Raw genomic sequence first — 24139 nt, forward strand, 5'->3', positions numbered from 1 at the left:
GTTCGGCCCGTTCGTGCGCGTGGACAGCCGGGGCGCGTGGCGATATTGCCCGGAAGCTACCTCGCCACGCTGATGGAGCTCCAATGCGCCTGTCCCGTTTCTACCTGCCGACCCTGAAGGAAACGCCCGGCGATGCGCAGATCGCGTCGCATCGCTTCATGCTGCGGGCGGGGATGATCCGGCAGCAGGCGGCGGGCATCTATGCCTGGCTGCCGCTGGGGCTGCGGGTCCTGCGCAAGATCGAGGCGATCGTGCGCGAGGAGCAGGAGCGGGCGGGGGCGGTCGAGCTTTTGATGCCGACGATCCAGCCTGCGAGCCTGTGGCAGGAGAGCGGGCGCTTCGAGGCCTATGGCCCCGAAATGCTGCGGATCGAGGACCGGCACGGGCGCGACATGCTCTACGGGCCCACCAATGAGGAGATGATCACCGAGATCGTCCGCACGGCGGTGCGCTCCTACAAGCAGCTGCCGCTCATGCTCTACCACATCCAGTGGAAGTTCCGCGACGAGGTGCGGCCCCGCTTCGGCGTGATGCGCGGGCGCGAATTCCTGATGAAGGACACCTACAGCTTCGACCTCAGCCCCGAGGCGGCGCGGAAGAGCTATCTCAAGATGTTCGTCGCTTACCTGCGGACCTTCGAGCGCATGGGCGTGCGAGCGGTTCCGGTCAGGGCGGATCCCGGCCCGATCGGCGGCGATCTCAGCCATGAATTCGTGCTTCTGACCGAGAACGGAGAATCGGAAGTCTTCCTGCACGAAGGGCTCGCCGATCTGCCCGCGCCGCCTGCGGATACCGATTTCGACAGCGATCTCGAGCCGCTCTTCGAGGAGCGCACGGCGCTTTATGCGCGTACGGACGAGATGCATGACGAGGCGCTCTGGGCGGAGGTGCCCGAGGAGGCGCGCGTCACCCTGCGCGGCATCGAGGTCGGGCACATCTTCTATTTCGGCACGAAATATTCCGAGCCGATGAACGCCCGGGTGCAGGATGCGGACGGCAAGGACACGCCGCTCGAAATGGGCTCCTACGGGATCGGGGTCAGCCGCCTGGTCGGCGCGCTGATCGAGGCGCATAGCGACGAGGACGGGCCGCGCTGGCCGATCCCGGTCGCGCCCTTCCATTGCGGCATCGTCAACCTCAAGGCGGGCAATGCGGAGACCGACGCGGCCTGCGAGGCGCTATGCGCTGCGCTCGAGGCGCAGGGCGTCGAGGTCCTCTATGACGACACGGGCGACCGGGCGGGCGAGAAATTCGCGCGCATGGACCTGATCGGCCTGCCCTTTGCCGTCACGGTGGGCCCGCGCGGCCTGAAAGAGGGCAAGGTCGAGGTGAAGACGCGCAGCACGGGCGAGAAGGCCGAGATGGCCCCGGACGCGGCGGCCGCGCACATCGCCGAAGCGGTGCGCGCGGCGCTGATGGTGCGTTAGAGGCGCACCACGATCTTGCCGAAATGCTCGCCGGCCTTCTCGTGGCGGAAGGCATCGGCGAGCTCTTCGAGATCGAACTGCCGGTCGATGACCGGCTTCACCCCCGAGGCCTCCAGGCCCCGGATCATGTCGATCTGGTGCTGGCGGCTGCCGACCGTCACGCCGTGGATCTGGGCCTGCTTGTGCATGAGGAGGGCGGTGGGGATGTCGCCCGACACGCCCGTCAGAACGCCGATCAGCACGATCCTGCCGCCGACCCGCAGCGCCTTGATCGAGTGGGGCAGGGTGGCAGGGCCGCCGACCTCGACCACGATATCCGCGCCGCGCCCGCCGGTCAGCTCACGGACCGTCTCGCCCCAGCTCTCGGTTTTCTCGTAATTGATCGTGTGGGCGGCGCCGAGGCCGTCCAGCCGCTCGCGCTTCTCGTCGGAGGAGGAGGTGGCGATGACGCGCGCGCCCATCGCCCTGGCCATCTGCAGCGCGAAGATCGACACGCCGCCCGTGCCCATGGTGACCACCGTATCGCCCGCCTTGAGGCCGCCTTCGACCACCAGCGCGCGCCAGGCGGTCAGGGCGGCAGTGGGCAGGCAGGCGCTCTGCGCATGATCCCAGCCTTCGGGCGCATGGGTGAATGCGGAGGCGGGGCGCACCACGACCTCCTGGGCGAAACCGTCGACGCCGTCGCCGGGCGTCTTGCCGAAACCGGCCTCGGTCGCCTCGCCGTCCTGCCATTGCGGAAAGAAGACCGAGACGACGCGGTCGCCGGTGCGGAAGCCCGTCACGCCCTCGCCGATCTCCTCGACTTCGCCCGCGCCGTCGGCCATGGGCACGCGCCCGTCCTGGGTCTCCATCATCCCCGCGCAGACGGCGTAGTCGTGATAGTTGAGAGAGCAGGCCCTGACCCGGACCTTGATCTCGCCCGGCCCCGGAGAGCCCGGCTCATCGGCCTCCTCGAGCTTCAGCCTGTCCAGGCCCTCGCCCTTGCGGATTCTCATGCAGCGCATCGGCGCCTCCCGTCATGCTTCGCTCCCGATGTTGCGCGCGCGGCGCCCGCGGCAAGCGGCGGCTTGATCTGAGGCGTGGGGCCGCTAGTTCGGGGGCTCAGATCCTTTCCCGCGCGATGCCGAACCGGCATTCGCGCTTTTCCCGCGTGACCGCATGGCTCTTTCGACCCTGACCCCGATCATTCCGGCCAAGACGGCCTGGACGCCCGAGGACCACATCACGGTCCATGGCGCGCCCGAAGGCGCCGATGCGCTCGCCGTCGCCGAGGCGGCGCGGCATCATGACGGGGTCACCTTCGTCATCGCGCGGGATGCGAGCCGGGCGGCGGCCATGGCCGCGGGCGCGCGCTTCTTCGCGCCGAACGTGCCGGTCCTTCAGCTGCCGGCATGGGACTGTCTTCCTTATGACCGGATGAGCCCGAGCCCGGAGGTGGTGGCACGGCGCATGGCTGCCCTGTCCGCGCTGGCGAACCGGAAGGCCGGCATGCCGCTCGTCGTCGTGACCACGGTGAACGCCGCGACCCAGCGCGTGCCCGCGCGCGGCATGATCGAGACCGCCAGCTTTTCGGCCAAGCCCGGCGGCACGGTGGAGACCGACGACCTGATCGCCTATCTCGGCGCGAACGGCTATGCCCGCGCCTCGACCGTGCGCGAGCCCGGCGATTACGCGGTCAGGGGCGGGCTCATCGACCTCTTCCCGCCGGGCGCGGCGGAGCCTCTGCGCCTCGACTTCTTCGGCGACACGCTGGAATCGATTCGCAGCTTCGACCCCGTCACCCAGATGACGACGGCGCAGAAGCCCTCGATCGATCTCGCCGCGGCATCGGAAGTCCTCCTGACCGACGAGACGGCGAGCCGGTTCCGCACCAACTATCTCGCTCGCTTCGGCGCGCCCGGCGACGATCCCGTCTATGAGGCGGTGACCGCGCAGCGCCGCCAGGCGGGCATGGAGCACTGGCTGCCGCTCTTCTACGAAGAGGTCGGCACGCTGTTCGACTATCTCGGCGACGCGCTGGTCTTCACCGACCACCTCGCGGCCGAGGCGGCCAAGGAACGCTTCGATCAGATCAGGGATTACTACGAAGCGCGGGCCGAGGACGCCTCGGCCAAGGAAGGCAAGGGCGCGATGGATGTCGTGCCCTATCGTCCGCTGGCGCCCGACGCGCTCTATCTGTCGCAGGATGAATACGAGGCGAAGCTCGCGAGCGCGGCCCTGCGCCCGCTCTCGCCCTTCTCGCCGCCCGCCAACATGCGAGCCTTCGATTTCGGCGCCAAGCAGGGGCGGACCTTCGCGGCCGAACGCGCGGCCAATCTCAACGTCTTCGACGCAGTCGCCGCGCATATCGCCGAGCGGCGCAAGGAGAAGAAGGTGGTCGTGGCGGGCTGGACCGAAGGCTCGGCCGAACGGATGCGTTCCGTCCTCGCCGACCATGACGTCTCCGGCCTCAAGATGGCGGGCTCGTGGTCGGATGTCGCGACCGGGGACCGCGCGCGCGTGCCGGTGGTGGTTCTGGGCCTCGAAAGCGGCTTCGAGACGCCGGATCTCTGCGTGATCGCCGAGCAGGACATTCTGGGCGACCGCCTTGTCCGCCGCACCAAGACCAAGAAGGCCGAGAATTTCCTGACCGAGGCGAGCTCTCTCTCGGTCGGCGACCTCGTCGTGCATATCGATCAGGGCGTCGCGCGCTATGAAGGGCTCGAAACCCTCGAAGTGCAGGGCGCGCCGCATGACTGCCTGATCCTGCAATATCATGGCGGGAAGCTCTTCCTGCCGGTCGAGAATATCGAGCTCCTCTCGCGCTTCGGCTCGGACGATCCGAACCACCCGCTCGACAAGCTCGGCGGCGCCTCCTGGCAGGCGCGCAAGGAGAAGATGCGCGAGCGGGTGCGGATGATGGCCGATCAGCTGATCGGCATCGCCGCCAAGCGCGCGGCCAAGAAGGCGGAGACGCTGACCCCGCCCGCCGGCGCCTATGACGAGTTCTGCGCCCGCTTCCCCTATGCGGAGACGGACGATCAGCTCAACGCCATCGACGACGTGCTCTCGGACCTCGCCGCCGGGCGCCCGATGGACCGGCTGATCTGCGGCGATGTCGGCTTCGGCAAGACCGAGGTGGCGCTCCGGGCCGCCTTCGTGGCGGCCATGTCGGGGCGGCAGGTGGCGCTGGTCGCGCCGACCACGCTGCTGGTGCGCCAGCATTACCGCAATTTCGCCGACCGTTTCGCGGGCTTCCCGCTCAATGTCCGCCAGCTCAGCCGTTTCGTCTCGTCCAAGGAGGCGTCCGAGACGCGCAAGGGCCTCAAGGACGGCTCGGTCGACGTCGTGATCGGCACGCATGCTCTTTTGTCCAAGCAGGTCGGCTTCCGCGATCTCGGCCTTCTCATCATCGACGAGGAGCAGCATTTCGGCGTGAAGCACAAGGAGCGCCTCAAGGAATATCGCGGCGACACCCATGTCCTGACCCTGACGGCGACGCCAATCCCGCGGACCTTGCAGCTTTCCATGACCGGCATCCGCGATCTCAGCCTGATCGCGACCCCGCCCGTCGACCGCCTCGCCGTGCGCACCACGATCGGACCCTTCGACCCGGTCGTCGCGCGGGAAACCCTGCTGCGGGAACATTACCGGGGCGGGCAGAGCTTCTATGTCTGCCCGCGCGTCTCTGATCTCGACGGGGTGGCGGACTATCTGACGGCGCAGGTGCCGGAGGTGAAGTTCCGCGTCGCGCACGGACAAATGGCGGCGGGCGAGCTCGAGGACATCATGAACGCCTTCTATGACGGCAAGTTCGATGTCCTTCTCGCCACAACGATCATCGAGAGCGGCATCGACGTGCCCACGGCGAACACGCTGATCGTTCACCGTGCGGACATGTTCGGCCTCGCGCAGCTCTACCAGATCCGCGGCCGGGTCGGCCGGGCCAAGCAGCGCGCCTACGCCTATCTTACGACCAGCCCGCGCAAGAAGATGACCGATGGCGCGCAGCGCCGCCTCAAGGTCCTCCAGTCGCTCGACACGCTGGGCGCGGGCTTCACGCTGGCGAGCCACGACCTCGACATAAGGGGCGCGGGCAACCTTCTGGGCGAAGAGCAGTCCGGCACGGTCAAGGAGGTCGGCGTCGAGCTCTACCAGCACATGCTCGAAGAGGCCGTCGCCCAGATGAAGGATGGCGGCGAGGTCGAGGAGACCTGGTCGCCCTCGATCAATATCGGCACGGCCGTCCTGATTCCCGACACTTACGTCGCGGATCTCGACGTGCGCATGTCGCTCTATCGGCGCCTCTCCGACCTCAGCCAGCAGGACGAGATCGAGGGCTTCGGCGCGGAGCTGATCGACCGCTTCGGCCCGCTGCCGAAAGAGGTGGAGCAGCTTCTCCAGATCGTCGCGATCAAGGCGCTCTGCCGCCGGGCCTGCGTCGCCAAGATCGATGCGGGGCCGAAGGGCGCGGTCGTCACCTTCCGCGAGGGGCAGTTCCCGAACCCCGCGGGGCTCGTCCAGTACATCTCAAGCTCGCCCTATGACATCAAGCTCCGGCCGGACCAGAAGCTCGTCTTCAAGCAGGAATGGCCCGACGAGAAGGCGCGGCTGAAAGGGTGCCGCCGCGTGCTGAACATCCTCGTCGAGGTGGCGGAGGACGCCTAGAAGACGGGCTCGGGGCTGGGAGGCTTCACGCCGCGCAGATTGCTCAGCGTGCGGGCGACCAGCGTTTCCGCATCCTCCCCCGGCCGCCAGGCGCAGGCCGCGGCCTCGCCGTCGAAGGTGGTGAAGCGGTCCTCGGCGCCGAATTTGAGGTCCCCGACCAGGGTGGCGAGGCTGCGCACCGTGCGCTGCGCGCCGAGCGCGTCGGCGGAATTGATCTGGAACAGGAAGACATCTGCGGCGGGCCGCGCCATCAGGTCCTCGCTGCCGACGCCGAAGGACAGATAGACGGCCGCTTCGGACAGCGCTGCCGAATCCGCCGCGCCGCCCGGCGCGCGCAGGCGGACCGCGCCGAGCGCGAAGGGTCCGGTGCCCCGGCGACAGCGCTCGGCGAGGCAGGCATCGAAGAGGCGGCTGCCGATGATGCGCGATTCCGCCCCGGCATCGGACTGCACGGTGCGGGTCAGAAGCCCGCCGAGCCGCCGGTTCATCAGCCGCCGCCGAAGCCCCGCGCGGATCGCGGCGCAGGTGAAGGCGATCTCGCCGGGCGTGAAGCAGCCGTCGATCTCCGCATGCGCCCAGTAATCGAGATGGCGCGGCGTGCGCCGCTTCTCGATCACCACGACCGGCACGTCGCGCAGGACGCTCTGGCGCCGGATGAGGCGGACAAGGGCCGCCGCGTCGCGGCGCAGCGAGCCCGCCAGGATGATCAGAGCCCCCGCATCGCCGCATTCGAGCGCCCGCAGCGCCTGGGTGCGGGAGAGAACGCCGGAGACGCCGAATTCCGGGGACAGCGCATGCAGCGTTTCGAGGGCGAGGGGGCCCGGATCGGCGAGCAGGGCCACATTGCCTGCGGGCGGCGCCGTCTCGCTGTGGCCCAGCGGCTGTTCGAGCGCGGTCAGCGCGGCGAGCCGCACTCCCGCTTCCCGGGCGAGATCGGCGGCTCTCACCGCCCGGCCGAGGGCGCGCAGGACGGGCGCGCTGTCGCGGCCGATCTGCACGAGGACATGACGCTCGGCGGCTTCGGCGAGGCCCGGCTGGGGCAGGGGGCCGGTGACGACGATCAGCGGCGTCGCGCCCGCGGCCTGCCGCGCCCGGTTCAGCGCGGCGAGAGGCCGCTCCGCACCGCGCAGATCGGCGATGAAGGCGTCCGGGCGCCCTCCGAGCGGGCCGTCCCGCCCGATCGGCGTCACGGCGCAGCCCGCCTCGTGCAGCACGGGCCTCAGCGACGAGGCGGCGCCGCTCTCGAACAGGCGGATATCGAGCGTGCGGCGAAAGGGCGCTTCCGTTCTCGACATCCCTGCGTCAGCTCCTCGCGCAGGCGGCGTCGCGGCCGGTCCGGAAACCCTGTCCGATCATGCTCTCCGCCTCTTGTTCCGCCGACTCACCACCGGCGTCCTTCGTAGCATGGCGCTGGGACCCGCCCGCCCCGGAGCTTTCCCCAGAGCGAGAATACGGGCTTCACGCGCTCCCGTCCGGCACGCTATCGGGCAGCTTCCCATGGGGCAATGCTCGTCAGGAACGGCTTCGATGACATCTTCACACGCAGAGCGTGCAGCGCCCGGATCCCGCCGCACGGGCCGCCGCCGCCTCTATCTGATGCGGCACGGGCATGTGGACTATTTCGCCGAAGGCCTGACGGATTTCACGCAGGTGCCCCTGACGGAGGAGGGCGAGCGCCAGGCCAAGGCCGCGGGCGAGGCGCTGCGGCTCGTGTCTTTCGATGCCGCCTTCTCCTCGGGGCTTCCCCGGACGCAGGCGACGCTGCGGCACGTTCTCGAAGCGAACAATCATGACGCGCCGCCCGCGCTCGGCCTGCCCGCCTTCGCCGAGCTGCGCGGCGGCAGCGTCACGGTGGAAACGCGCGAGGAACTCGCCGCCCGCCTGGCCTTCAGCTTCGATGCGGCGGGAGAGGAGGGCGCCGCCTTCCTGCCCGGCGGCGAGGTCTTCTCGGACGCCTATGCCCGCGTCACCGAGGGGCTTCAGGCGCTGGTGCGCGAGCACGACTGGAAGAGCGCGCTCCTCGTCGCCCATGACGGGGTGAACCGGCTGCTCCTGGGCTTTGCCTGCGGCGCGGGCCTTCAGGGCTGCGCGCATTTCGAGCAGGACCTCGCCTGCATCAACGTCCTCGATTTCGACGTGGTCGAAGCCGAGGACGGCACGCTGGAGCTTCTCCGCGTGGTCATCAAGGCGGTCAATCTGACGGCCTATGACGCGGTCAAGGAGACCCTGCCGCGCACCAGCCTGGAGCATCTCTTCGACATCGATTTCGGAGGCGCGCGGCCTGTCTAGCTCTCGCCGGGCCTCGCGCCTTTTGCCCTGAGCGGTCTTCCCCATACATCCCGCTGACATGCAGGACGGCATGGCGAGCAGGATGGCGGAATGAACGGCAGCACGGTCAGCATCATCGGAGCGGGCATCGCAGGGCTCGCCTGCGCGCGCGTGCTGTCGGATGCGGGCGTGCCGGTCGCGCTGTTCGACAAGGGGCGGGGCCCCGGCGGACGGCTGTCCACGCGCAGGACGCCCTTCGGCCGCTTCGATCACGGCGCGCAGTTCTTCACCGTGCGGGACCCCGATTTCGAGGAGCAGGTCGAGGCGTGGCGGGAGGCGGGCCTCGTCGCGCCGTGGGATCGCCGCTTCGGCCGCGTCGAGGACGGCGCGCTTTCCTCCGCCGACAGGTCCCCGCGCTTTGTCGGCACACCGAAGATGAACGCCTTCATCGCCGAAGAGGCGGCCGCGCTCGGCGCGCAGTTCGGCATGCGGATCGGCACGCCCTGCCGCCAGGGAGACGGGCGGTGGTGCCTTTATACCGAATGCGGACATTGTGCGTGGAAAGCCGAGTGGATGGTGCTGGCCGTCCCCGCAGAGCAGGCGGCGGAGCTTCTTTGCGGCCTCGGCCCGCGCGGCTCCTCGAAGCTTGCCGGGGAAGCGCGGGCTGCGCGCTCGGCGCCGACATGGACCCTGATGGCGCAGTTCGAGGGTAATGACGATTTCCCCTTCGACGCGGTGGAGGCGGGCGGGCCGGTGCTCGACTGGATCTCCCGCGATGCGAGCAAGCCCGGGCGGGAGGGTGCCGGCCGATGGGTGGCGCATGCGACCTCGGAGTGGTCGCGCGATCACCTCGAAGCCTCGCCCTGCGAGATCGTCTCCGCCCTGACCGAGGCGTTCCGCGCGCTCACCGGTATCGAAACGAAGCGCGTCTTCGCCGATGCGCATCGCTGGCGCTATGCCCGCGTGACCGAGGCCGCGGGCACGCCCTTCGGCCTCGACGCCGAGGCGCGGCTCGCCGCCTGCGGCGACTGGCGCCTCGGTCCCCGGATCGAGAGCGCCTGGATCAGCGGACGGCGCCTCGGCGAAGCGCTGCTCGAGCGGCTCTAGCGGGCGCCCTCGAAGGGGGAGCGGTCGCGGGCGAGCGCATCCTTCGTCTCTTCGGCCGCGAAGGCATCCGCGCGGAAGGTCGGAGTGGTCAGCTTGCGGGAAGCCGCCTCGTAATCCGCGCCCGCGGCCAGCACCCGCTCGTCGTCCCAGGCGGCGCCGAAGAAGGAGAGGCCGACCGGCAGGCCCTGCACCATGCCCATGGGCACGGTCAGGTGCGGGGTTCCCGCCATCGCCGCCATCCACCCCGCGCCGATGCCGCCCTCGTAATGATCGCCGGAGACCGGGTCGATGAGGAAAGCCGGCCCGCTCGTCGGCGCGACGAGGATGTCGACCTCGTTCTCGGCGAGAAGAGACTCGATCCCGTTGTCACGCACCGCCGTCAGCATGCGCGGCAGGGCCTTCTTGTATTCCTCGTCCGAAAGGCCGCCGGTCGCTTGGGAGTCCTCGAGAATGTCCTGGCCGAAGAGCGGCAATTCCTCCTCCGCCTCCTGCGCGTTGAAGGCGATCAGCTCTTCGAGGCTGCGCACCTCGACCTGCGGCGCCGCATCGGCGAGATAGGCGTTCAGCCCCGCCTTGAACTCGGCTTGCAGGACCAGAAACTCGTCCGCCCACAGCGTATCCGGCGCGTCCCACTCCTCGATCTCGATGAGCTCGGCGCCCTGTTCCTTCAGCGTTTCGAGCGCCGCCTCGAAGCGTTCGGACACCCGCGTGTCGTCGCCTTCGGCAAAGCGCATCACGCCGACGCGCAGGCCTTCGAGCGCATCCTCTTCCAGCGTGGCCGAGGGCAGGTGCCCGTCCGCCTCGGCCGTTGCCGGGTCGGCCTCGTCGCTGCCCGCCATGACCGAGAGGAGGAGGGCGGCATCCGCGACCGAGCGGGTCATCGGGCCGATCGTGTCCTGGGTGTGGCTGATCGGCACGACATGGGTGCGGCTGATCATGCCCACGGTCGGCTTGAAGCCGACGATCCCGTTCGCGGCGGAGGGGCAGATCACGGAGCCATTGGTCTCGCTGCCGAGCGCCGCCGGGACATAGCCTGCCGCCACGGCTGCGCCGGACCCGGACGAGCTGCCGCAGGGCGTGCGGTTGAGGCTGTGCGGGTTGCGGGTCTGCCCGCCGATCCCGGACCAGCCCGAAATGCTGTCGGTCGAGCGGAAATTCGCCCATTCGGACAGGTTCGCCTTGCCTAGGATCACCGCGCCCGCATCGCGCAGCTTCGCCACGGCCGGCGCGTCCCGGCCGGTATCGTTGTCGAGAAGGGCATAGGAGCCGGCCGTGGTGGGCATGTCCTCGGTCTCGATATTGTCCTTGATCAGGATCGGCACGCCGTGAAGAGGGCCGCGCCGCGCCTCCTCGGCGTCGAGCGCCCGGGCATTGGCGAGCGCATCCGGGCTGACCGCCAGCACCGCCTGGAGCTGTCCGTCGCGCGCCTCGATCAGGCCGAGAGCCGACCGGGCCGCGTCCTCCGCGGTCATGGTGCGGTCCTCGAAGGCGGCGGCGAGCTGCGCGGCCGTCATCCGCTCATAGGGCGGCGCGTCCTGTGCCGCCGCGGTGAGGGCGGTGCAGGCGAGGAGGAGGGCGGGGGCGGACCGGGCCAGAAGACGATGCATCGGAGGAGGCTAGCCCAAGCGGGGTGCCGGTAAAGCCGTCTTGTGCAGCGCCCCCTTCGCCCGAAAGCCTTTGACAGTCCCGTCCAGTCTGCTAGGCGCGCCCGCTCACACGGGACGGGCTCGCCGCCGCCGTTGAAATCGCACGCCGGATGGTCCGGCGCGCCGAGGCGGGCCGATGAAGGATGATCATGTCCAAGCGTATTCAAGCCAAATACAAGATCGATCGCCGCGTCGGCGAGAACATCTGGGGCCGCCCCAAATCGCCCTTCAACCGCCGCGACTACAAGCCCGGCATGCACGGCCAGCGCCGCCAGCAGAAGCAGTCCGACTTCGGCCAGCAGCTGATGGCGAAGCAGAAGCTCAAGGGCTATTACGGCAACATGACCGAGAAGCAGTTCCGCAAGGTCTATGAGGAAGCCGCCCGCAAGCGGGGCAACACGGCCGAAATCATGATCGGCCTTCTCGAACAGCGCCTCGACATGGTCGTCTATCGCGCGAAATTCGTGCCGACCGTCTTCGCCGCGCGGCAGTTCGTGAACCACGCCCATGTCAAGGTGAACGGCGTTCGCACGAACATCCCCTCCTACCGGGTCAAGCCGGGCGACGTCATCGAGATCCGCGAGAAGTCCAAGAACATGGCCCTCGTCCTCGAGGCGCTGCAGCTCGCAGAGCGCGACATTCCCGACTATATCGACGTCGATCCCAAGAAGATGACGGCGACCTATGTCCGCGTGCCGGAATTCGCCGATGTGCCTTACGCGGCGCAGATGGAACCGAGCCTCGTCGTCGAATTCTACTCGTCTTAAGCGCTGACGCCTTCCGCGACGCGCTGCACGGGCCTTCGGCCGGTGCGCGCGGCGTGGGGGCGGAGGCCCCGCCGCCCGGCGGCGGGATCGGGAGAAGAAAAAAGGCCGCCCTCCGGGGCGGCCTTTTTGTCTGCGCGAGTGCTCGCTGCCTCAGGCGGCTTCGAGCACGCCCTTCTCGGCGAGGAAGGGCTTGAGCTCGCCCTGCTCGAACATCTCGCGGATGATGTCGCAGCCGCCGACGAAATCGCCCTTCACATAGAGCTGGGGGATGGTCGGCCAGTCCGAATAGGTCTTGATGCCCTGGCGCAGATCGTCGTCCTGCAGCACGTTCATCGAGCCGTATTCGACGCCGAGATAGTCGAGGATCTGCACCACCGCGGCGGAGAAGCCGCATTGCGGGAACTGGGGCGTGCCCTTCATGAACAGCATGACGGGGTTCTTCTCGATCTCGGTCTGAATGGTCTCGTGGGCGGACATGGCGGCCTCCTTTTCTCGGCCTGCAGGTAGGAGAGGCGCCCGCCATGGGCAAGGCGGGGCCGAAGCGGCTAAGCGGCGGCCCATGACGCCCGTCCTGATCCTCGCCGGTCCCACGGCCAGCGGCAAGTCCGCCGCCGCGCTGGCCCTGGCCCGCGCCATCGGCGGAGAGATCGTCAATGCCGATGCGATGCAGGTCTATGAGGGCCTGCGCATCCTGACCGCACGGCCCTCGGAGTGTGAGGAGCGGGTCCTGCCCCACCACCTCTACGGCCATGTTCCGCCGGAAGAGCGCTATTCGGCGGGCCGTTTCGCCCGGGAGGCGGCCGGGGCGATATCCGGCATCCGGTCGCGGGGACATGTGCCGGTCGTCGTCGGCGGAACCGGCCTCTATCTGCGCGCGCTGACGCAAGGGCTGAGCCCCGTGCCGGACATCCCGGCTGAGCGCGTCCGGGATGCCGAGCGCGCCTGGGAAGCGGACCCCGAGGGCGTCCGCGCAGCGCTCATCGCCCGCGATCCCGCCGCGGGCGCGCTCGTTCCTGCCGACCGGCAGCGCCATGTGCGGGCCTTGTCGGTGCTGGAGGCGACGGGCCGCCCGCTGTCTTCCTGGCAGAAAGAGCCGCCTTCGCGCCTGACGGAGGGACCGTTCCGGGCAGCGGTCCTCTCGCCGCCGCGCGACGCCCTCTACGACCGCATCGAGCGGCGCTTCGACGCCATGATCGAGGCGGGGGCGCTCGGCGAGCTGCGCGCGCTTCTGGCGCGGGATCTGCCCCCCGGCCTGCCGCTCCTCAAGGCGCTCGGCGTGCCGGAGCTTGCGGCGCATCTTCGCGGCGAGCTGGCTCTGGAGGAGGCTGTGTCTGCGGCGAAGCGGGCCACGCGGCGCTTCGCCAAGCGGCAGCTGACCTGGTTCCGGGGCCAGACGGACTGGCCGCTTTTCGAGGATGGGGCGGCGGCCGCCGATCATCTGGCTCAGAGCGTCTCGGCCAGAAGCTCCGCATAGCCGGTCTCGGCGTCGAGCGGCCGGGAAAACCTCACGCCCTCCGCAAGGCCGAGAACGATCTCGGCCGTCGTGCGAATGAGGGAACCGGCAAGGAGGTGCCCGCCCGTCACGCGGCCCTCTCTATCGGAGAGCATTACGTGCAAATGCGGCCCGTCCACCGAGAACGTACCCGACAGCGAGAGGAGCTCGTAATCCTTCCCCGTCACGCTCGCCTCGTCCCGGCCCGCATGGCGCAGCGCGGCGACCGACAGGCTGCCGACCGCCGAAACGACGAAGCCCGCCTGCTCGCCTTGCGCCGCGAAGGCCTCCTCCAGCGCGCCGCGCAGGTCCTCGCCAGGCCCGAGCCGCAGGACGAGAAAGCGGGCGGCGCTGGCAGGGAAGACGACGGGCGTCACCGCCTCAGCCCTTGGCGAAGCGGCCGCCCTTCTTGGCATAATCCTGCGTGCCCTCGTGGATCACTTCGTCCGTCTCAAGAACGTCCGCGGGCTTATAATCGTACTCTCCGGCGGCATCCTCCTCGCGCAGGCGGTCGTAGAGCGGGGCGAAATCGGTGTTCTGGGTCCTCTCCAGCAGGTCCTCATAGCTGTCGATGACGAAATAGGTCTGCTGGAAATCGTCGATCTTGTAGGCCGTGCGCATCAGCCGCTCGACCGAGAAGCCGAGGCGGTTGGGCGAGGGATCCTCCAGGCTGAATACGCTCTCGGCCGGGCTCGACACGATGCCCGCGCCATAGATGCGCAGGCCGTCCTCGGACTTCTTGAGGCCGAACTCCACCGTGTACCAATAAAGCGCGGCGAGGTTCTTGAGGCAGCCCGAGCCGAGGCTGCGAAGGCCGCCCTTGCCGTAAGCCTCCATATAATCGCCGAAGACCGGGTTCGACAGCATGGGGACATGCCCGAAGACGTCGTGGAAGACGTCCGGCTCCTGGATGTAGTCGAGCTGGTCGGGCTTGCGGATGAAATTGCCCGCCGGGAAGCGCCGGTTCGCGAGGTGATCGAAGAAGACCTCGTCGGGGACGAGGCCCGGCACGGCGACGACGCGCCAGCCGGTCAGCTTTTCGAGCTCGTCCGACATGCGCTCGAAATGGGGAATGCCGCCGCTGCCGAGGTCGAGCGCTTTCAGCCCGTCGAGGAAGGCGTCGTCGGCGCGGCCCGGCAGCACCTTCATCAGCCGCTCATAGAGCGTGTCCCAGGTGCCGTGCTCCTCCGCCGTGTAGCTCTCCCAGTCCTGCGGGATCGTGTAGTCGTCGGCGGGCTTCTGGCTGGCCCTGTGGAATGTCTTTTCTGCGGCGGTCATGTCGTCCTCCGTGGCGGGCCGTCCTCGGGCCTCTCGCGCATTTTCCCTATTCTAACAGGAACGCCCGCGCACCGCACACGGTTCGCCAGTGTCGCCCTCAGAGGTAGCGGCGCAGCGTGCTGCGCACGCTCTGCACATAGCTGCCGCCGAACAGGCGGACGTGGAAGAGCAGCGGGTAGAGATTGTAGAGGTCCCGCCGTTCGCCGAAATCCGGCGCCAGCGGCCGGTGCTCGGAATAGCGGGCGAAGAAGCGCTCGCCGAACGTGCCGAACAGGGTCGAATAGGCGAGGTCGATCTCGGGATCGGCATAGTAGATCGCCGGGTCGATGAAGCCGCAGTGGCCTTTGCCGTCCACCAGCACGTTTCCGCCCCAGAGGTCGCCATGGATGAGGGTCGGGGTGGAGCCGCCGGGGATCAACCGGTCGAGCCTGCCGCACAGCGTCTCGACATCGTGCAGCAGGGCGGCATCGATCCGCCCCTCCTCTCGCGCGTGCCGCGCCATGTGCATCAGGCGGTGCTCGGCGAAGAAGGCGCGCCAGTCCTCCATTTGCGGGTTGGGCTGGCGCAGGGGGCCGATCACAGTATCCCGATTGAGGCCGAAACGCTCCGCCGTCACGCCGTGCAGCGCGGCGACCTTGTCCGCCGCATCCTCCTGCGCCGCGCCGTCGAGGCGCCCCTCGGCGGGGACGTGATCCATCACCAGGAGGCGCTCCTCGGCGTGGTGCACGCCCGGCACCGGGAAGCCGTGACCGGCCAGCGTTTCCAGCATGAAGGCTTCGAGCGTGAGGCCGGAAAACGCGCCTTCCGCCCGCTTCGCGACGAGGTCGCGCCCATCGGACAGGCGCAGGCGGGTCAGCACGGTCCCGCTGCCCGACGTGCCGCGGCCGAGCGCTTCGGTCTGCGTGACCGAGGCGCCGAGAATGCTTTCGAGCGCGTTTCGCTGGTCCGGTGTCATGCAGGGGGAACGGGCAGGGCGGACAGAAGGTCCTCAGCGCACATGCGACGCGCCGTTCACGTCGAAGGTCGCGCCCGTCGCGGACGGGCAGGCATCCGACAAGAGGAAGGCGACCAGCCGGCCGACCTCTTCTGGCTCGGCGAAGCGGCCGAGCGGCACGGTCTCGGCCTGCTGCGCGACGCGGCTCGGATCGCGCCGCGCCATGCGGGTCGCCACCCATCCCGGCGCGACCGTATAGGCGCGCAGGCCGTGGCGGGCATAGGCGCGGGCGAGCGTCTTGGTCAGCGCCACCACCGCGCCCTTGGAGGCGGCGTAATGGGCATGGTCCGCATCATCGCCGCGCTGCGCCGCCCGGCTCGCGATATTGACGAGCGCGCCGCCCGTGCCGCGCGTGAAATGCAGGGTCGCCGCGCGGGAAAGATCGGCCACCGCCTGCACGTTGACCGCCATCGTCTTGGCCCAGCCCTGCGCCCATTCGGCCTCGGACGCCGTCAGCGGGCAGGGCTCGTAGATGCCGGCATTGTTGACGAGGCAATCGAGCCCCGGCGCGACCTTCACCGCCTTCTCCCAAAGCTGCCCGCCAGCGCCGGGCTGGGACAAATCGGCGCCGAGGACATGGGCGGGCGGCATGCCGATCTCGCTCGCGATGCCTTCCGCCTCGTCACGCCCGCGCCCGTAATGAAGGAGGACGGATGCGCCTTGCGCGGCGCAGATCCGCGCCGTCGCCGCCCCGATCCCGCGCGAAGCGCCGGTGACGAGGACGGTGCGGCCGGAAAGGGGGCGGGCGAGATCGGGCTTGGTCACGGAATGCTCCTCAAGAAGGCGGTCACTGCGGTTCTGACAGCTCGAGCGCACGAACAGCGCTGTCGAGCTTCGATTGCGTTCCGCCCGATGGCGCGAAGCAGTATTCGAGCATCATGTCCGCCGCATGCCGCAGCCGTTCCATGTCCTCGCCGGTCGGGAAGTTCAGCGTTCGACCTGTCGTCATGCCGCCGAACACGTAGACCTCGCCGTCATGCACCGAGGGCGGAGGTGGTGGAATGTCGTTCTCCCACCGGGCATGCGCGACACGCGTGCGAGCGAGACGGGCATTCACTGCATTGACGTAGCGCACACCGAGTGGGCCGAGCGGTGCAACCTCACAGGTCTCGACGTCCTGTCTGGCCGCTTGGGCGACTGCGAGCGCCGGTTCGGACCGCAAGCCTCCTCTGAGCTCATCGTGGGCGGAGACGGCTCTCGCCCCCTCTGGGAAGCGGGACCATAAGTTCTGGTCGAGACGCGTTCCAATGAGGATGAGATGGTCCCTCCTTCTGCGCAGGATCGAGAAGCCACTCTCCGGCCCGAAAGAGGGCAGTTTCATCGCCCAGAGAAGTTCGCTGTCATCGTCCGATAGCTCCCGCGGCAGACCCAAGGCATAGCCTTGCAGGTATCGGAGCTGGGAGGACCAGTTGCCGAGTTTGCCGGAGACCGGTGCTTCAGGGGGATAGAGATGATCTTCAACGTCTCCCTGACCCCCGGTGTAAGTCACGAGCGAGGGTCCGAGAGCGAGGGCGGTCAGGGCGATGATCAACTGCATCGGACGACACTAGGCGGTGCCGAGCTCGCTTTGGAAGGCGATGCGGTCGCTCGCCCTCCTCCTATTGCAGTGACATCTAAGCAACACCATCTGATCTCGCACAAGGCGTCGCCGCTTGAAGGGGCGCTATCCATCTGACGCTCAGGAGAGGTCACATGAACTTCGAGAACTTCACCGATCGCAGCCGCGGCATGATCCAGGCGGCGCAAACGATTGCGGTGCGCGAGAGCCACCAGCAGATCACTCCCGACCACCTGCTCAAGGCGCTTCTGGACGATTCCGAAGGCCTGGCGGCGAACCTCATCCGCTCGGCCGGCGGGCAGCCCGAGACCGCGCTGCAACTGACCGAAGCGGCGCTCGCCAAGCTGCCCTCGGTCGAGGGGTCCGGCGCGCAGACCTATCTCAGCCAGTCGCTGAACAAGGTCTTCGTGCGCGCCGAAGAGATCGCCAAGAAGGCGGGCGACAGCTTCGTGACGGCGGAGCGCCTGCTGGTCGCGCTCGCCATGGAGGGCGAGGCCGCAAGCCACCTCAAAAAGGCGGGCGTCTCTGCCCAGTCGCTCAACGAGGCGATCAATCAGGTGCGCAAAGGCCGGACCGCCGACAGCGCCTCGGCCGAGCAGCAATATGACGCGCTCAAGCGCTATGCGACGGACCTCACCGAGCGGGCGCGGGACGGCAAGCTCGACCCGATCATCGGCCGCGACGAGGAGATCCGCCGCGCCATGCAGATCCTGTCGCGGCGCACCAAGAACAATCCCGTGCTGATCGGCGAGCCCGGCGTCGGCAAGACCGCCATTGCCGAGGGCCTCGCCCTGAGGATCGTCGATGGCGACGTGCCGGAATCCTTGCGCGACAAGAAGCTCCTCGCCCTCGACATGGGCGCGCTGATTGCCGGCGCAAAGTATCGCGGCGAGTTCGAGGAGCGGCTGAAGGCCGTCCTGTCCGAGGTAACGGCGGCGGAGGGCCAGATCATCCTCTTCATCGACGAGATGCACACGCTGGTCGGCGCGGGGAAGGCGGACGGCGCGATGGACGCGTCGAACCTTCTGAAGCCCGCCCTCGCGCGCGGCGAGCTGCACTGCATCGGCGCGACGACGCTGGATGAGTACAGGAAGCATGTCGAAAAGGACGCGGCGCTCGCCCGGCGCTTCCAGGCCGTCTTCGTGACCGAGCCGACCGTCGAGGACACGGTGAGCATACTCCGTGGCCTGAAGGAGAAATACGAGCTGCACCACGGCGTGCGGATCTCCGACGGCGCCATCGTGGCGGCGGCGCAGCTGTCCAACCGCTACATCACGGACCGCTTCCTGCCCGACAAAGCGATCGACCTCGTCGACGAGGCGGCCTCGCGCCTGCGCATGGCGGTCGATTCCAAGCCCGAGGCGCTCGACGCCCTCGACCGGCAGATCGTGCAGATGAAGATCGAGCGCGAGGCGCTTTTGAAGGAGGACGATGCCGCGTCCAAGGACCGCCTCGAAAAGCTCGAGGCGGAACTCGGAGAGCTGGAGGAGGAATCCGCCCAGCTGACCGCGAAATGGGAGGCCGAGAAGGCGCTCCTCGCCTCCGCGACGGAAGTGAAGGAGCAGCTCGACCGCGCCCGCCAGGAGCTGATCGATGCGGAGCGCCGGGGCGATCTCGCGGGGGCGTCCGAGCTGAAATACGGCCGCATCCCCGAGCTCGAAAAGCGCCTCGCCGAAGCCGAGGATCATCAGGACCAGGACGGACAGAATTCCGGCCTCGTGCGCGAGGTCGTGGATTCGGACGCCATCGCCCATGTCGTCTCGAAATGGACCGGTATCCCGGCGTCCAAGATGCTGGAAGGCGAGCGCGAGAAGCTCCTCAAGATGGAGGATGCGCTGCACCGGCGCGTCATCGGGCAGGACGAGGCGGTGACCGCCGTCAGCTCAGCCGTTCGCCGGGCGCGCGCGGGGCTTCAGGACCCGAACCGTCCCCTCGGCAGCTTCCTGTTCCTCGGCCCGACCGGGGTGGGCAAGACCGAGCTGACCAAGGCGCTGGCGAACTTCCTCTTCGACGACGAGCATGCGATCCAGAGGATCGACATGTCCGAGTTCATGGAGAAGCACGCCGTGAGCCGCCTGATCGGGGCGCCTCCGGGCTATGTCGGCTATGAGGAAGGCGGCGTCCTGACCGAGGCCGTCCGCAGGCGGCCCTATCAGGTCGTCCTCTTCGACGAGGTCGAAAAGGCGCACCCGGACGTCTTCAACGTCCTCTTGCAGGTCCTCGACGAGGGCCGGCTGACGGACGGGCAGGGGCGGACGGTCGACTTCCGCAACACGCTGATCATCCTGACCTCGAATCTGGGCTCGGAATTCATGGCCCAGCTCGGCGAGGGCGCCGATGTCGAAAGCGTGCGCGAGCCCGTCATGGATGCGGTGAGGGCGGCCTTCCGGCCCGAATTCCTCAACCGCCTCGACGAGATCATCCTCTTCTCGCGCCTCCAGCGCGAGCAGATGGGCGCCATCGTCGATATCCAGATGGGGCGCCTGCAAAAGCTGCTCGACGAGCGCAAGATCGAAATCTCGCTCGACGATGCCGCGCGCGACTGGCTGGCCGAGGCGGGCTACGACCCCGCCTTCGGCGCGCGCCCGCTCAAGCGGGTCGTTCAGAAGGCGGTGCAGGACCCCCTCGCCGAGGCGATCCTGTCGGGCGACGTCCATGACGGGGACGAGCTGGCGCTGTCGGCGGACGAGCACGGCCTGACCCTGAACGGCCGGCCTCTGTCGAGCCGCGACAGCTTCCGCCTCGGCGGCGGCCCGCGCCCTCCGGCTCCGCCGAGCACCGCGATCAATTGAGTCTTCAAGCCCCTTCCGCCTCGGCGGGAGGGGCTCAGAGCCTCACCCTCCCCACGCGGACCTTCTGTCCCGCGACCAGGCGCTCGAGCGCCTCGCCATGGATGACCGAAACCCGGCGCGTGCGCGCTTCGGCTTCGTAGGAGAGGGGGCCCATCGTCCCCGTATGCACGAAGAGGCCGCGCGAGCGCGTCTTGCGGCAGAGCCGCGCGAACTCCTCGATATGCTCGGCCCTGATCGCGCGGGTATAGCGCTTGGCCTGGATGAGATAGCGCCGCCCCCTGATCCATGCGCGCCCGTCCACGCCGCCATCGCCGGTATAGCGGTCGTTCCGCCTTATCCTGTGCCCGCGCCGCGCCAGCGCGGTCAGCACCAGCTCCTCGAATTCGTGCGCCGAGACCGCGCGCAGATGCTCGATGCTCGCCGCATCGTCGCGGGCGAAGCGCCGCGCGATCCTGCGCGAGCGCTTCACGTTCCGGGCGTGCAGTTCCTCCGAGGTCAGAGGCGGCTTCGCCCCGGCCCGGCGGCGCAAGAGGATCAGGCCGCACGCGATCAGCGTGAGGACGAGATAAACGGCGGTCAGGTCCTGCGCGTCGAGGGGCGGCATGGGGGCTCCCGGGGGGAAACAGGCAAGCCGGACCGATTCGGGTTGTCGAGGGGTGAATCCGCGCAGGGCGCTGCGTTCGCGCATGGACCCTCGCATGAGGGGGAGTTCTAAAGGGCCAGGACTTCAAGTCCGCCAGCAGGCGAGGAGAGACCCGATGATCGTCACCACCACTCCGCAGGTTCCCGGACGCGAGGCGGCCGAGCCCCTGGGCATCGTCGCCGGCGAGGCGATCCTGGGCGTCAACATCTTCCGCGACCTCTTCGCGGGGCTTCGCGACATCATCGGCGGCCGCTCCGGCGGCTACCAGAAGGCGCTGTCCGAAGCGCGTGAGCACGCGCTCGCCGATATGGAGGAAAGCGCGCGGGCCCTGGGCGCGGATGCCGTCGTGGGCGTCGACATCGATTACGAGACCATCGACACCCAGAAGGGGGCGATGCTCATGGTGTCCGCGAATGGGACAGCCGTCAGATTGCGCTGAAGTGTGGCCTGAAAACTTCTTCACAATTCGCCGGTGCGGCGACAGGCTTGCAGAGCTGGGGACGCTTCCCGGAGGCGGGGGGTCATCTTGAGGCGGGCGAACCGGGAGCAATTTCTTCTATCGAAGGAACCTTGCAGCCGCTTCCGGTTTCGAAAGCCATGAGGACTGGCCTTCGGGAAGCACCCCTCGCGCTTGCGCGGCCCGCGCGGCGCGTTCTAGGCGGCTCTCCTCATAAAGGGAGGCCTCGATGACACCTTCAGGACGCAAAACCAGCCTCGTCTTCCCAGGCCAGGGCAGCCAGTCCGTCGGCATGGGCAAGGCCCTCGCCGATGCCCGGCCCGAGGCGCGGGTCGTGTTCGAGGAGGTGGACGAGGCGCTCGGACAGTCCCTCTCGAAGCTGATGTTCGAGGGGCCCGAGGACGAGCTGACGCTGACGGCGAACGCCCAGCCCGCCCTGATGGCCCATTCCGTCGCCGCCTTCCGCGTGCTTGAGGCCGAGGGCTTCTCGCTCTCCGCCGTGCACAGCGTGGCGGGGCACAGCCTCGGCGAATATGCCGCCCATTGCGTCGCGGGCACCTTCTCGCTCGGCGACACGGCGCGGCTCCTGCGCATCCGGGGCGAGGCGATGCAGGCGGCGGTGCCGGTCGGCGAAGGCGGCATGGCGGCGATCCTGGGCCTGACCCTCGATCAGGTGGCCGAGGTCGTGTCCGGCACGGATGCCGAGATCGCCAATGACAATGCGCCGGGCCAGGTCGTCATCTCCGGCCCCAAGGCCGCCGTCGAGGCCGCCTGCGACAAGGCCAAGGAGGCGGGCGCCAAGCGGGCCCTGCCGCTGCCGGTCTCCGCGCCCTTCCACTGCTCGCTGATGCAGCCTGCCGCAGAGCGCATGGCGCAGGCCCTGTCCGAGGTGACGATCGGCGAGCCGCAAGTGCCCGTCTTCGCCAATGTCCTCGCCGGCAAGGTCGCGGCGGGCGATATCCGGGACACGCTCGTCCGCCAGGTGACAGGCCGCGTGCGCTGGACCGAGAGCGTTCAGGCGATGACCGCGGACGGCACGGATATCTTCGTCGAGCTTGGCACCGGCAAGGTCCTGTCCGGCCTGATCAAGCGCATCGAGCGCGGCGCGGGAACGGTCGCCGTGGGCGCGCCGGACGATATCGAGAGCTGGCGGGACGCGATCTCGCACTGAGAAACGGGAGGAGACACCATGGCGACGACGAGAACGGTCGAATATGAGCTGGACGGCGAGACCTATGAGGGCCTGCTGGCCGTGCCCGAGGGCGAGGGGCCGCATCCTTGCGTGATGGTCTGCCATGCCTGGGCAGGCCGCGCCGAGCATGAGGACGAGGTCGCCAGGCGCCTTGCGGGGCAGGGCTATCTGGCCTTCGCCGCCGATGTCTACGGCAAGGGCGTGCGCGGCGGCTCGAAGGAGGAGAACCAGGAGCTGATGGAGCCTCTGGCCTCCGACCGGACCGGCAAGCTGGCCGCCCGGCTGAAGGCGAGCCTGGAGGCGATGACGGCGCAAAGCGAGGCCGATGCGGACCGCGCCGCCGTCTGCGGCTATTGCTTCGGCGGGCTCTGCGCGCTCGATGTCGCGCGCGCCAATCTGCCGGTGAGGGGCGCGGCCGCCTTCCACGCCATTCTCGGCGAGCAGGACAAGCCGCAAAGCGGGGACATCGCGCCCAAGGTGATCGCCTTCCAGGGCTTCGACGATCCGATGGCGACGCCGGACGACCTGACGGCCTTCGGCAAGGAGATGACCGCGCGGGGCGCCGACTGGCAGCTGCACGTCTTCGGCGGCGTCATGCACGCCTTCACCAATAAGGGCGCGAACGATCCCGATTTCGGGACGGTCTATGACGCCGATGCCGACCGGCGGTCCTGGGACGGCTTTCTGCGCTTCCTGTCCGAGACCCTCTGAGCAGTTTTCTTCCGGAGTTTTCCATGTTCGACCTGACCGGCCGCAAGGCCCTCATCACCGGCGCGACGGGCGGTATCGGCGGCGCCATCGCCAGAGCCCTCCACGCGCAGGGCGCGACCGTCACCCTGTCCGGCACGCGCGAGGAGAAGCTCGCGGGGCTGGCCGAGGCGCTCGGCGACAGGGCCCACATAGCCGCCGCGAACCTGTCGGACATGGAGGCCGTGGACGCGCTGCCGGGCCGGGCGGCCGAGGCGATGGGCGGCCTCGACATCCTGGTCGCCAATGCGGGCGTGACGCGCGACAACCTGATGATGCGCATGAAGCCGGAGGATTTCGACGCCGTGATCGACGTCAATCTCCGCGCGACATGGCGCATGGCCAAGGCCTGCCTGCGGGGCATGATGAAGGCGAAGCACGGCCGCATCATCGGGATCAGCTCGGTCGTCGGCGCCACCGGCAATCCCGGCCAGACCAATTACGCGGCGTCCAAGGCGGGCATGGTGGGCATGATCAAGTCGCTCGGCGCCGAGGTGGCGAGCCGCGGGATCACCGCGAACTGCATCGCGCCGGGCTTCATCGCGACCGCCATGACGGATGCGCTGACCGATGAGCAGAAGGCGGCGATCGACAAGACCATCCCGGCCGGACGCATGGGCAGCCCCGAGGATATCGCCGCCGCCGCCGTCTATCTCGCCTCGGACGAGGCGGCCTATGTCACGGGCGCGACGCTACACGTGAATGGGGGCATGGCGATGATCTGACCGGGCGGCTGCACCGTCTCCCTCGCTTGCGCGGCTCCCGCCAATCGCCTAAGCGCCCGGTGACACCAATCTTCCCGGGCGAGCCGGGCTTTGAGCATCACGACAGACCAGGAGCCTTCCATGTCCGATATCGCTGAACGCGTTCAGAAGATCACCGTCGAGCACCTCGACGTGGACGCGTCCAAGGTCGAGCCGAAGGCGAGCTTCATCGACGACCTCGGCGCCGACAGCCTCGACATCGTCGAGCTGGTCATGGCCTTCGAGGAAGAGTTCGACATCGAGATCCCGGACGACGCCGCCGAGACGATCCAGACCGTCGGCGACGCGATCAAGTTCATCGAAGAGCGCAAGAAGTAAGCGCTTTTCGCTCTTCCCGCGGCCGGGTTACCGGCCGCGGCT

At 68.7% G+C, this 24139-nt stretch carries 22 protein-coding genes; 12 read left to right on the forward strand and 10 right to left on the reverse strand.

Features of this window, described 5'->3' with window-relative positions; all coding sequences use genetic code 11:
* Nucleotides 1–83: 83 nt before the first annotated feature.
* Entirely contained in the window at nucleotides 84–1427 is a 1344-nt protein-coding gene (proS, locus tag IE88_RS0108800) for a proline--tRNA ligase (protein WP_031553200.1), read from the forward strand.
* Here proS and IE88_RS0108805 read toward each other — a convergent pair.
* The gene (locus IE88_RS0108805; protein ID WP_031553203.1) at nucleotides 1424–2431 is read right to left on the reverse strand and encodes a zinc-dependent alcohol dehydrogenase family protein; all 1008 of its coding nucleotides are present in this window, start codon (nucleotides 2429–2431) and stop codon (nucleotides 1424–1426) included. The genes proS and IE88_RS0108805 overlap by 4 nt on opposite strands.
* A gap of 154 nt (nucleotides 2432–2585) precedes the next feature.
* On the opposite strand from IE88_RS0108805, the gene mfd reads away from it, so the two are divergent.
* The gene (gene mfd, locus IE88_RS0108810; protein WP_051881767.1) at nucleotides 2586–6074 is read left to right on the forward strand and encodes a transcription-repair coupling factor; all 3489 of its coding nucleotides are present in this window, start codon (nucleotides 2586–2588) and stop codon (nucleotides 6072–6074) included.
* Here the strand turns inward: mfd and IE88_RS0108815 are convergent.
* Nucleotides 6071–7369 (reverse strand): hypothetical protein, encoded by a 1299-nt coding sequence (locus tag IE88_RS0108815; RefSeq protein WP_031553209.1) that lies wholly within the window; start codon nucleotides 7367–7369, stop codon nucleotides 6071–6073. The genes mfd and IE88_RS0108815 overlap by 4 nt on opposite strands.
* 232 nt (nucleotides 7370–7601) lie before the next feature.
* On the opposite strand from IE88_RS0108815, the gene IE88_RS0108820 reads away from it, so the two are divergent.
* On the forward strand, nucleotides 7602–8363 hold the full coding sequence (locus IE88_RS0108820) for a histidine phosphatase family protein (RefSeq protein ID WP_036766952.1): 762 nt from the start codon (nucleotides 7602–7604) through the stop codon (nucleotides 8361–8363).
* Between the two features lie 90 nt (nucleotides 8364–8453).
* Nucleotides 8454–9449 carry an NAD(P)/FAD-dependent oxidoreductase gene (locus IE88_RS0108825; RefSeq protein ID WP_031553215.1) on the forward strand — a complete coding sequence of 332 codons (996 nt, stop codon included), beginning with the start codon at nucleotides 8454–8456 and terminating at the stop codon, nucleotides 9447–9449.
* Here the strand turns inward: IE88_RS0108825 and IE88_RS0108830 are convergent.
* A complete protein-coding gene (locus tag IE88_RS0108830) occupies nucleotides 9446–11056 on the reverse strand; it encodes an amidase (protein WP_051881771.1) in 1611 nt (536 codons plus the stop codon). The two genes, IE88_RS0108825 and IE88_RS0108830, sit on opposite strands and share 4 nt — an antisense overlap.
* A 188-nt stretch (nucleotides 11057–11244) precedes the next feature.
* Between IE88_RS0108830 and rpsD the strand changes: the two genes are divergently transcribed.
* On the forward strand, nucleotides 11245–11862 hold the full coding sequence (rpsD, locus tag IE88_RS0108835) for a 30S ribosomal protein S4 (RefSeq protein WP_031553221.1): 618 nt from the start codon (nucleotides 11245–11247) through the stop codon (nucleotides 11860–11862).
* Between the two features lie 150 nt (nucleotides 11863–12012).
* Here the strand turns inward: rpsD and grxD are convergent, their stop codons facing one another.
* Nucleotides 12013–12339, reverse strand: a complete 327-nt coding sequence (grxD, locus tag IE88_RS0108840) for a Grx4 family monothiol glutaredoxin (protein ID WP_031553224.1) — start codon at nucleotides 12337–12339, stop codon at nucleotides 12013–12015.
* Nucleotides 12340–12421: 82 nt separating this feature from the next.
* On the opposite strand from grxD, the gene miaA reads away from it, so the two are divergent.
* Complete coding sequence (miaA, locus tag IE88_RS0108845) at nucleotides 12422–13336, forward strand: tRNA (adenosine(37)-N6)-dimethylallyltransferase MiaA (RefSeq protein ID WP_031553229.1); 915 nt, start codon at nucleotides 12422–12424, stop codon at nucleotides 13334–13336.
* On the opposite strand, the gene IE88_RS0108850 is transcribed toward miaA, so the two are convergent.
* The 5 genes from IE88_RS0108850 to IE88_RS0108870 form a co-directional block, all read right to left on the reverse strand.
* Nucleotides 13306–13731, reverse strand: coding sequence for a PPC domain-containing DNA-binding protein (locus tag IE88_RS0108850; RefSeq protein WP_051881773.1), 426 nt, complete (start codon nucleotides 13729–13731; stop codon nucleotides 13306–13308). The genes miaA and IE88_RS0108850 overlap by 31 nt on opposite strands.
* A 4-nt stretch (nucleotides 13732–13735) precedes the next feature.
* Complete coding sequence (phhA, locus tag IE88_RS0108855; RefSeq protein WP_031553235.1) at nucleotides 13736–14632, reverse strand: phenylalanine 4-monooxygenase; 897 nt, start codon at nucleotides 14630–14632, stop codon at nucleotides 13736–13738.
* Nucleotides 14633–14729: 97 nt separating this feature from the next.
* Entirely contained in the window at nucleotides 14730–15587 is an 858-nt protein-coding gene (locus IE88_RS0108860) for a fructosamine kinase family protein (RefSeq protein WP_031553238.1), read from the reverse strand.
* 33 nt (nucleotides 15588–15620) lie between these two features.
* The gene (locus IE88_RS0108865) at nucleotides 15621–16391 is read right to left on the reverse strand and encodes an SDR family NAD(P)-dependent oxidoreductase (protein WP_031553240.1); all 771 of its coding nucleotides are present in this window, start codon (nucleotides 16389–16391) and stop codon (nucleotides 15621–15623) included.
* Nucleotides 16392–16413: 22 nt separating this feature from the next.
* Entirely contained in the window at nucleotides 16414–17163 is a 750-nt protein-coding gene (locus tag IE88_RS0108870; RefSeq protein ID WP_031553244.1) for a hypothetical protein, read from the reverse strand.
* 155 nt (nucleotides 17164–17318) lie between these two features.
* On the opposite strand from IE88_RS0108870, the gene clpB reads away from it, so the two are divergent.
* A complete protein-coding gene (clpB, locus tag IE88_RS0108875) occupies nucleotides 17319–19976 on the forward strand; it encodes an ATP-dependent chaperone ClpB (RefSeq protein ID WP_036766954.1) in 2658 nt (885 codons plus the stop codon).
* Nucleotides 19977–20010: 34 nt separating this feature from the next.
* On the opposite strand, the gene IE88_RS16535 is transcribed toward clpB, so the two are convergent.
* On the reverse strand, nucleotides 20011–20580 hold the full coding sequence (locus IE88_RS16535) for a restriction endonuclease (RefSeq protein ID WP_051881775.1): 570 nt from the start codon (nucleotides 20578–20580) through the stop codon (nucleotides 20011–20013).
* Nucleotides 20581–20734: 154 nt separating this feature from the next.
* On the opposite strand from IE88_RS16535, the gene IE88_RS0108885 reads away from it, so the two are divergent.
* From IE88_RS0108885 to IE88_RS0108905, 5 genes are all read left to right on the forward strand, one after another.
* On the forward strand, nucleotides 20735–21058 hold the full coding sequence (locus IE88_RS0108885; RefSeq protein ID WP_031553252.1) for a YbjQ family protein: 324 nt from the start codon (nucleotides 20735–20737) through the stop codon (nucleotides 21056–21058).
* Between the two features lie 247 nt (nucleotides 21059–21305).
* Nucleotides 21306–22247 (forward strand): ACP S-malonyltransferase, encoded by a 942-nt coding sequence (gene fabD / locus IE88_RS0108890; RefSeq protein ID WP_031553255.1) that lies wholly within the window; start codon nucleotides 21306–21308, stop codon nucleotides 22245–22247.
* A gap of 18 nt (nucleotides 22248–22265) precedes the next feature.
* Nucleotides 22266–22979: a dienelactone hydrolase family protein gene (locus IE88_RS0108895; RefSeq protein ID WP_031553259.1), complete on the forward strand. Its 714-nt coding sequence runs from the start codon at nucleotides 22266–22268 to the stop codon at nucleotides 22977–22979.
* A gap of 23 nt (nucleotides 22980–23002) precedes the next feature.
* Complete coding sequence (fabG, locus tag IE88_RS0108900; protein ID WP_031553263.1) at nucleotides 23003–23740, forward strand: 3-oxoacyl-[acyl-carrier-protein] reductase; 738 nt, start codon at nucleotides 23003–23005, stop codon at nucleotides 23738–23740.
* 120 nt (nucleotides 23741–23860) lie between these two features.
* Nucleotides 23861–24097 (forward strand): acyl carrier protein, encoded by a 237-nt coding sequence (locus tag IE88_RS0108905; protein ID WP_031553266.1) that lies wholly within the window; start codon nucleotides 23861–23863, stop codon nucleotides 24095–24097.
* The last annotated feature ends 42 nt before the right edge of the window (nucleotides 24098–24139 follow it).

It is taken from the genome of Parvularcula oceani (assembly GCF_000733125.1).
In the GTDB taxonomy this organism is placed as follows: Bacteria; Pseudomonadota; Alphaproteobacteria; order Caulobacterales; family Parvularculaceae; genus Parvularcula; species Parvularcula oceani.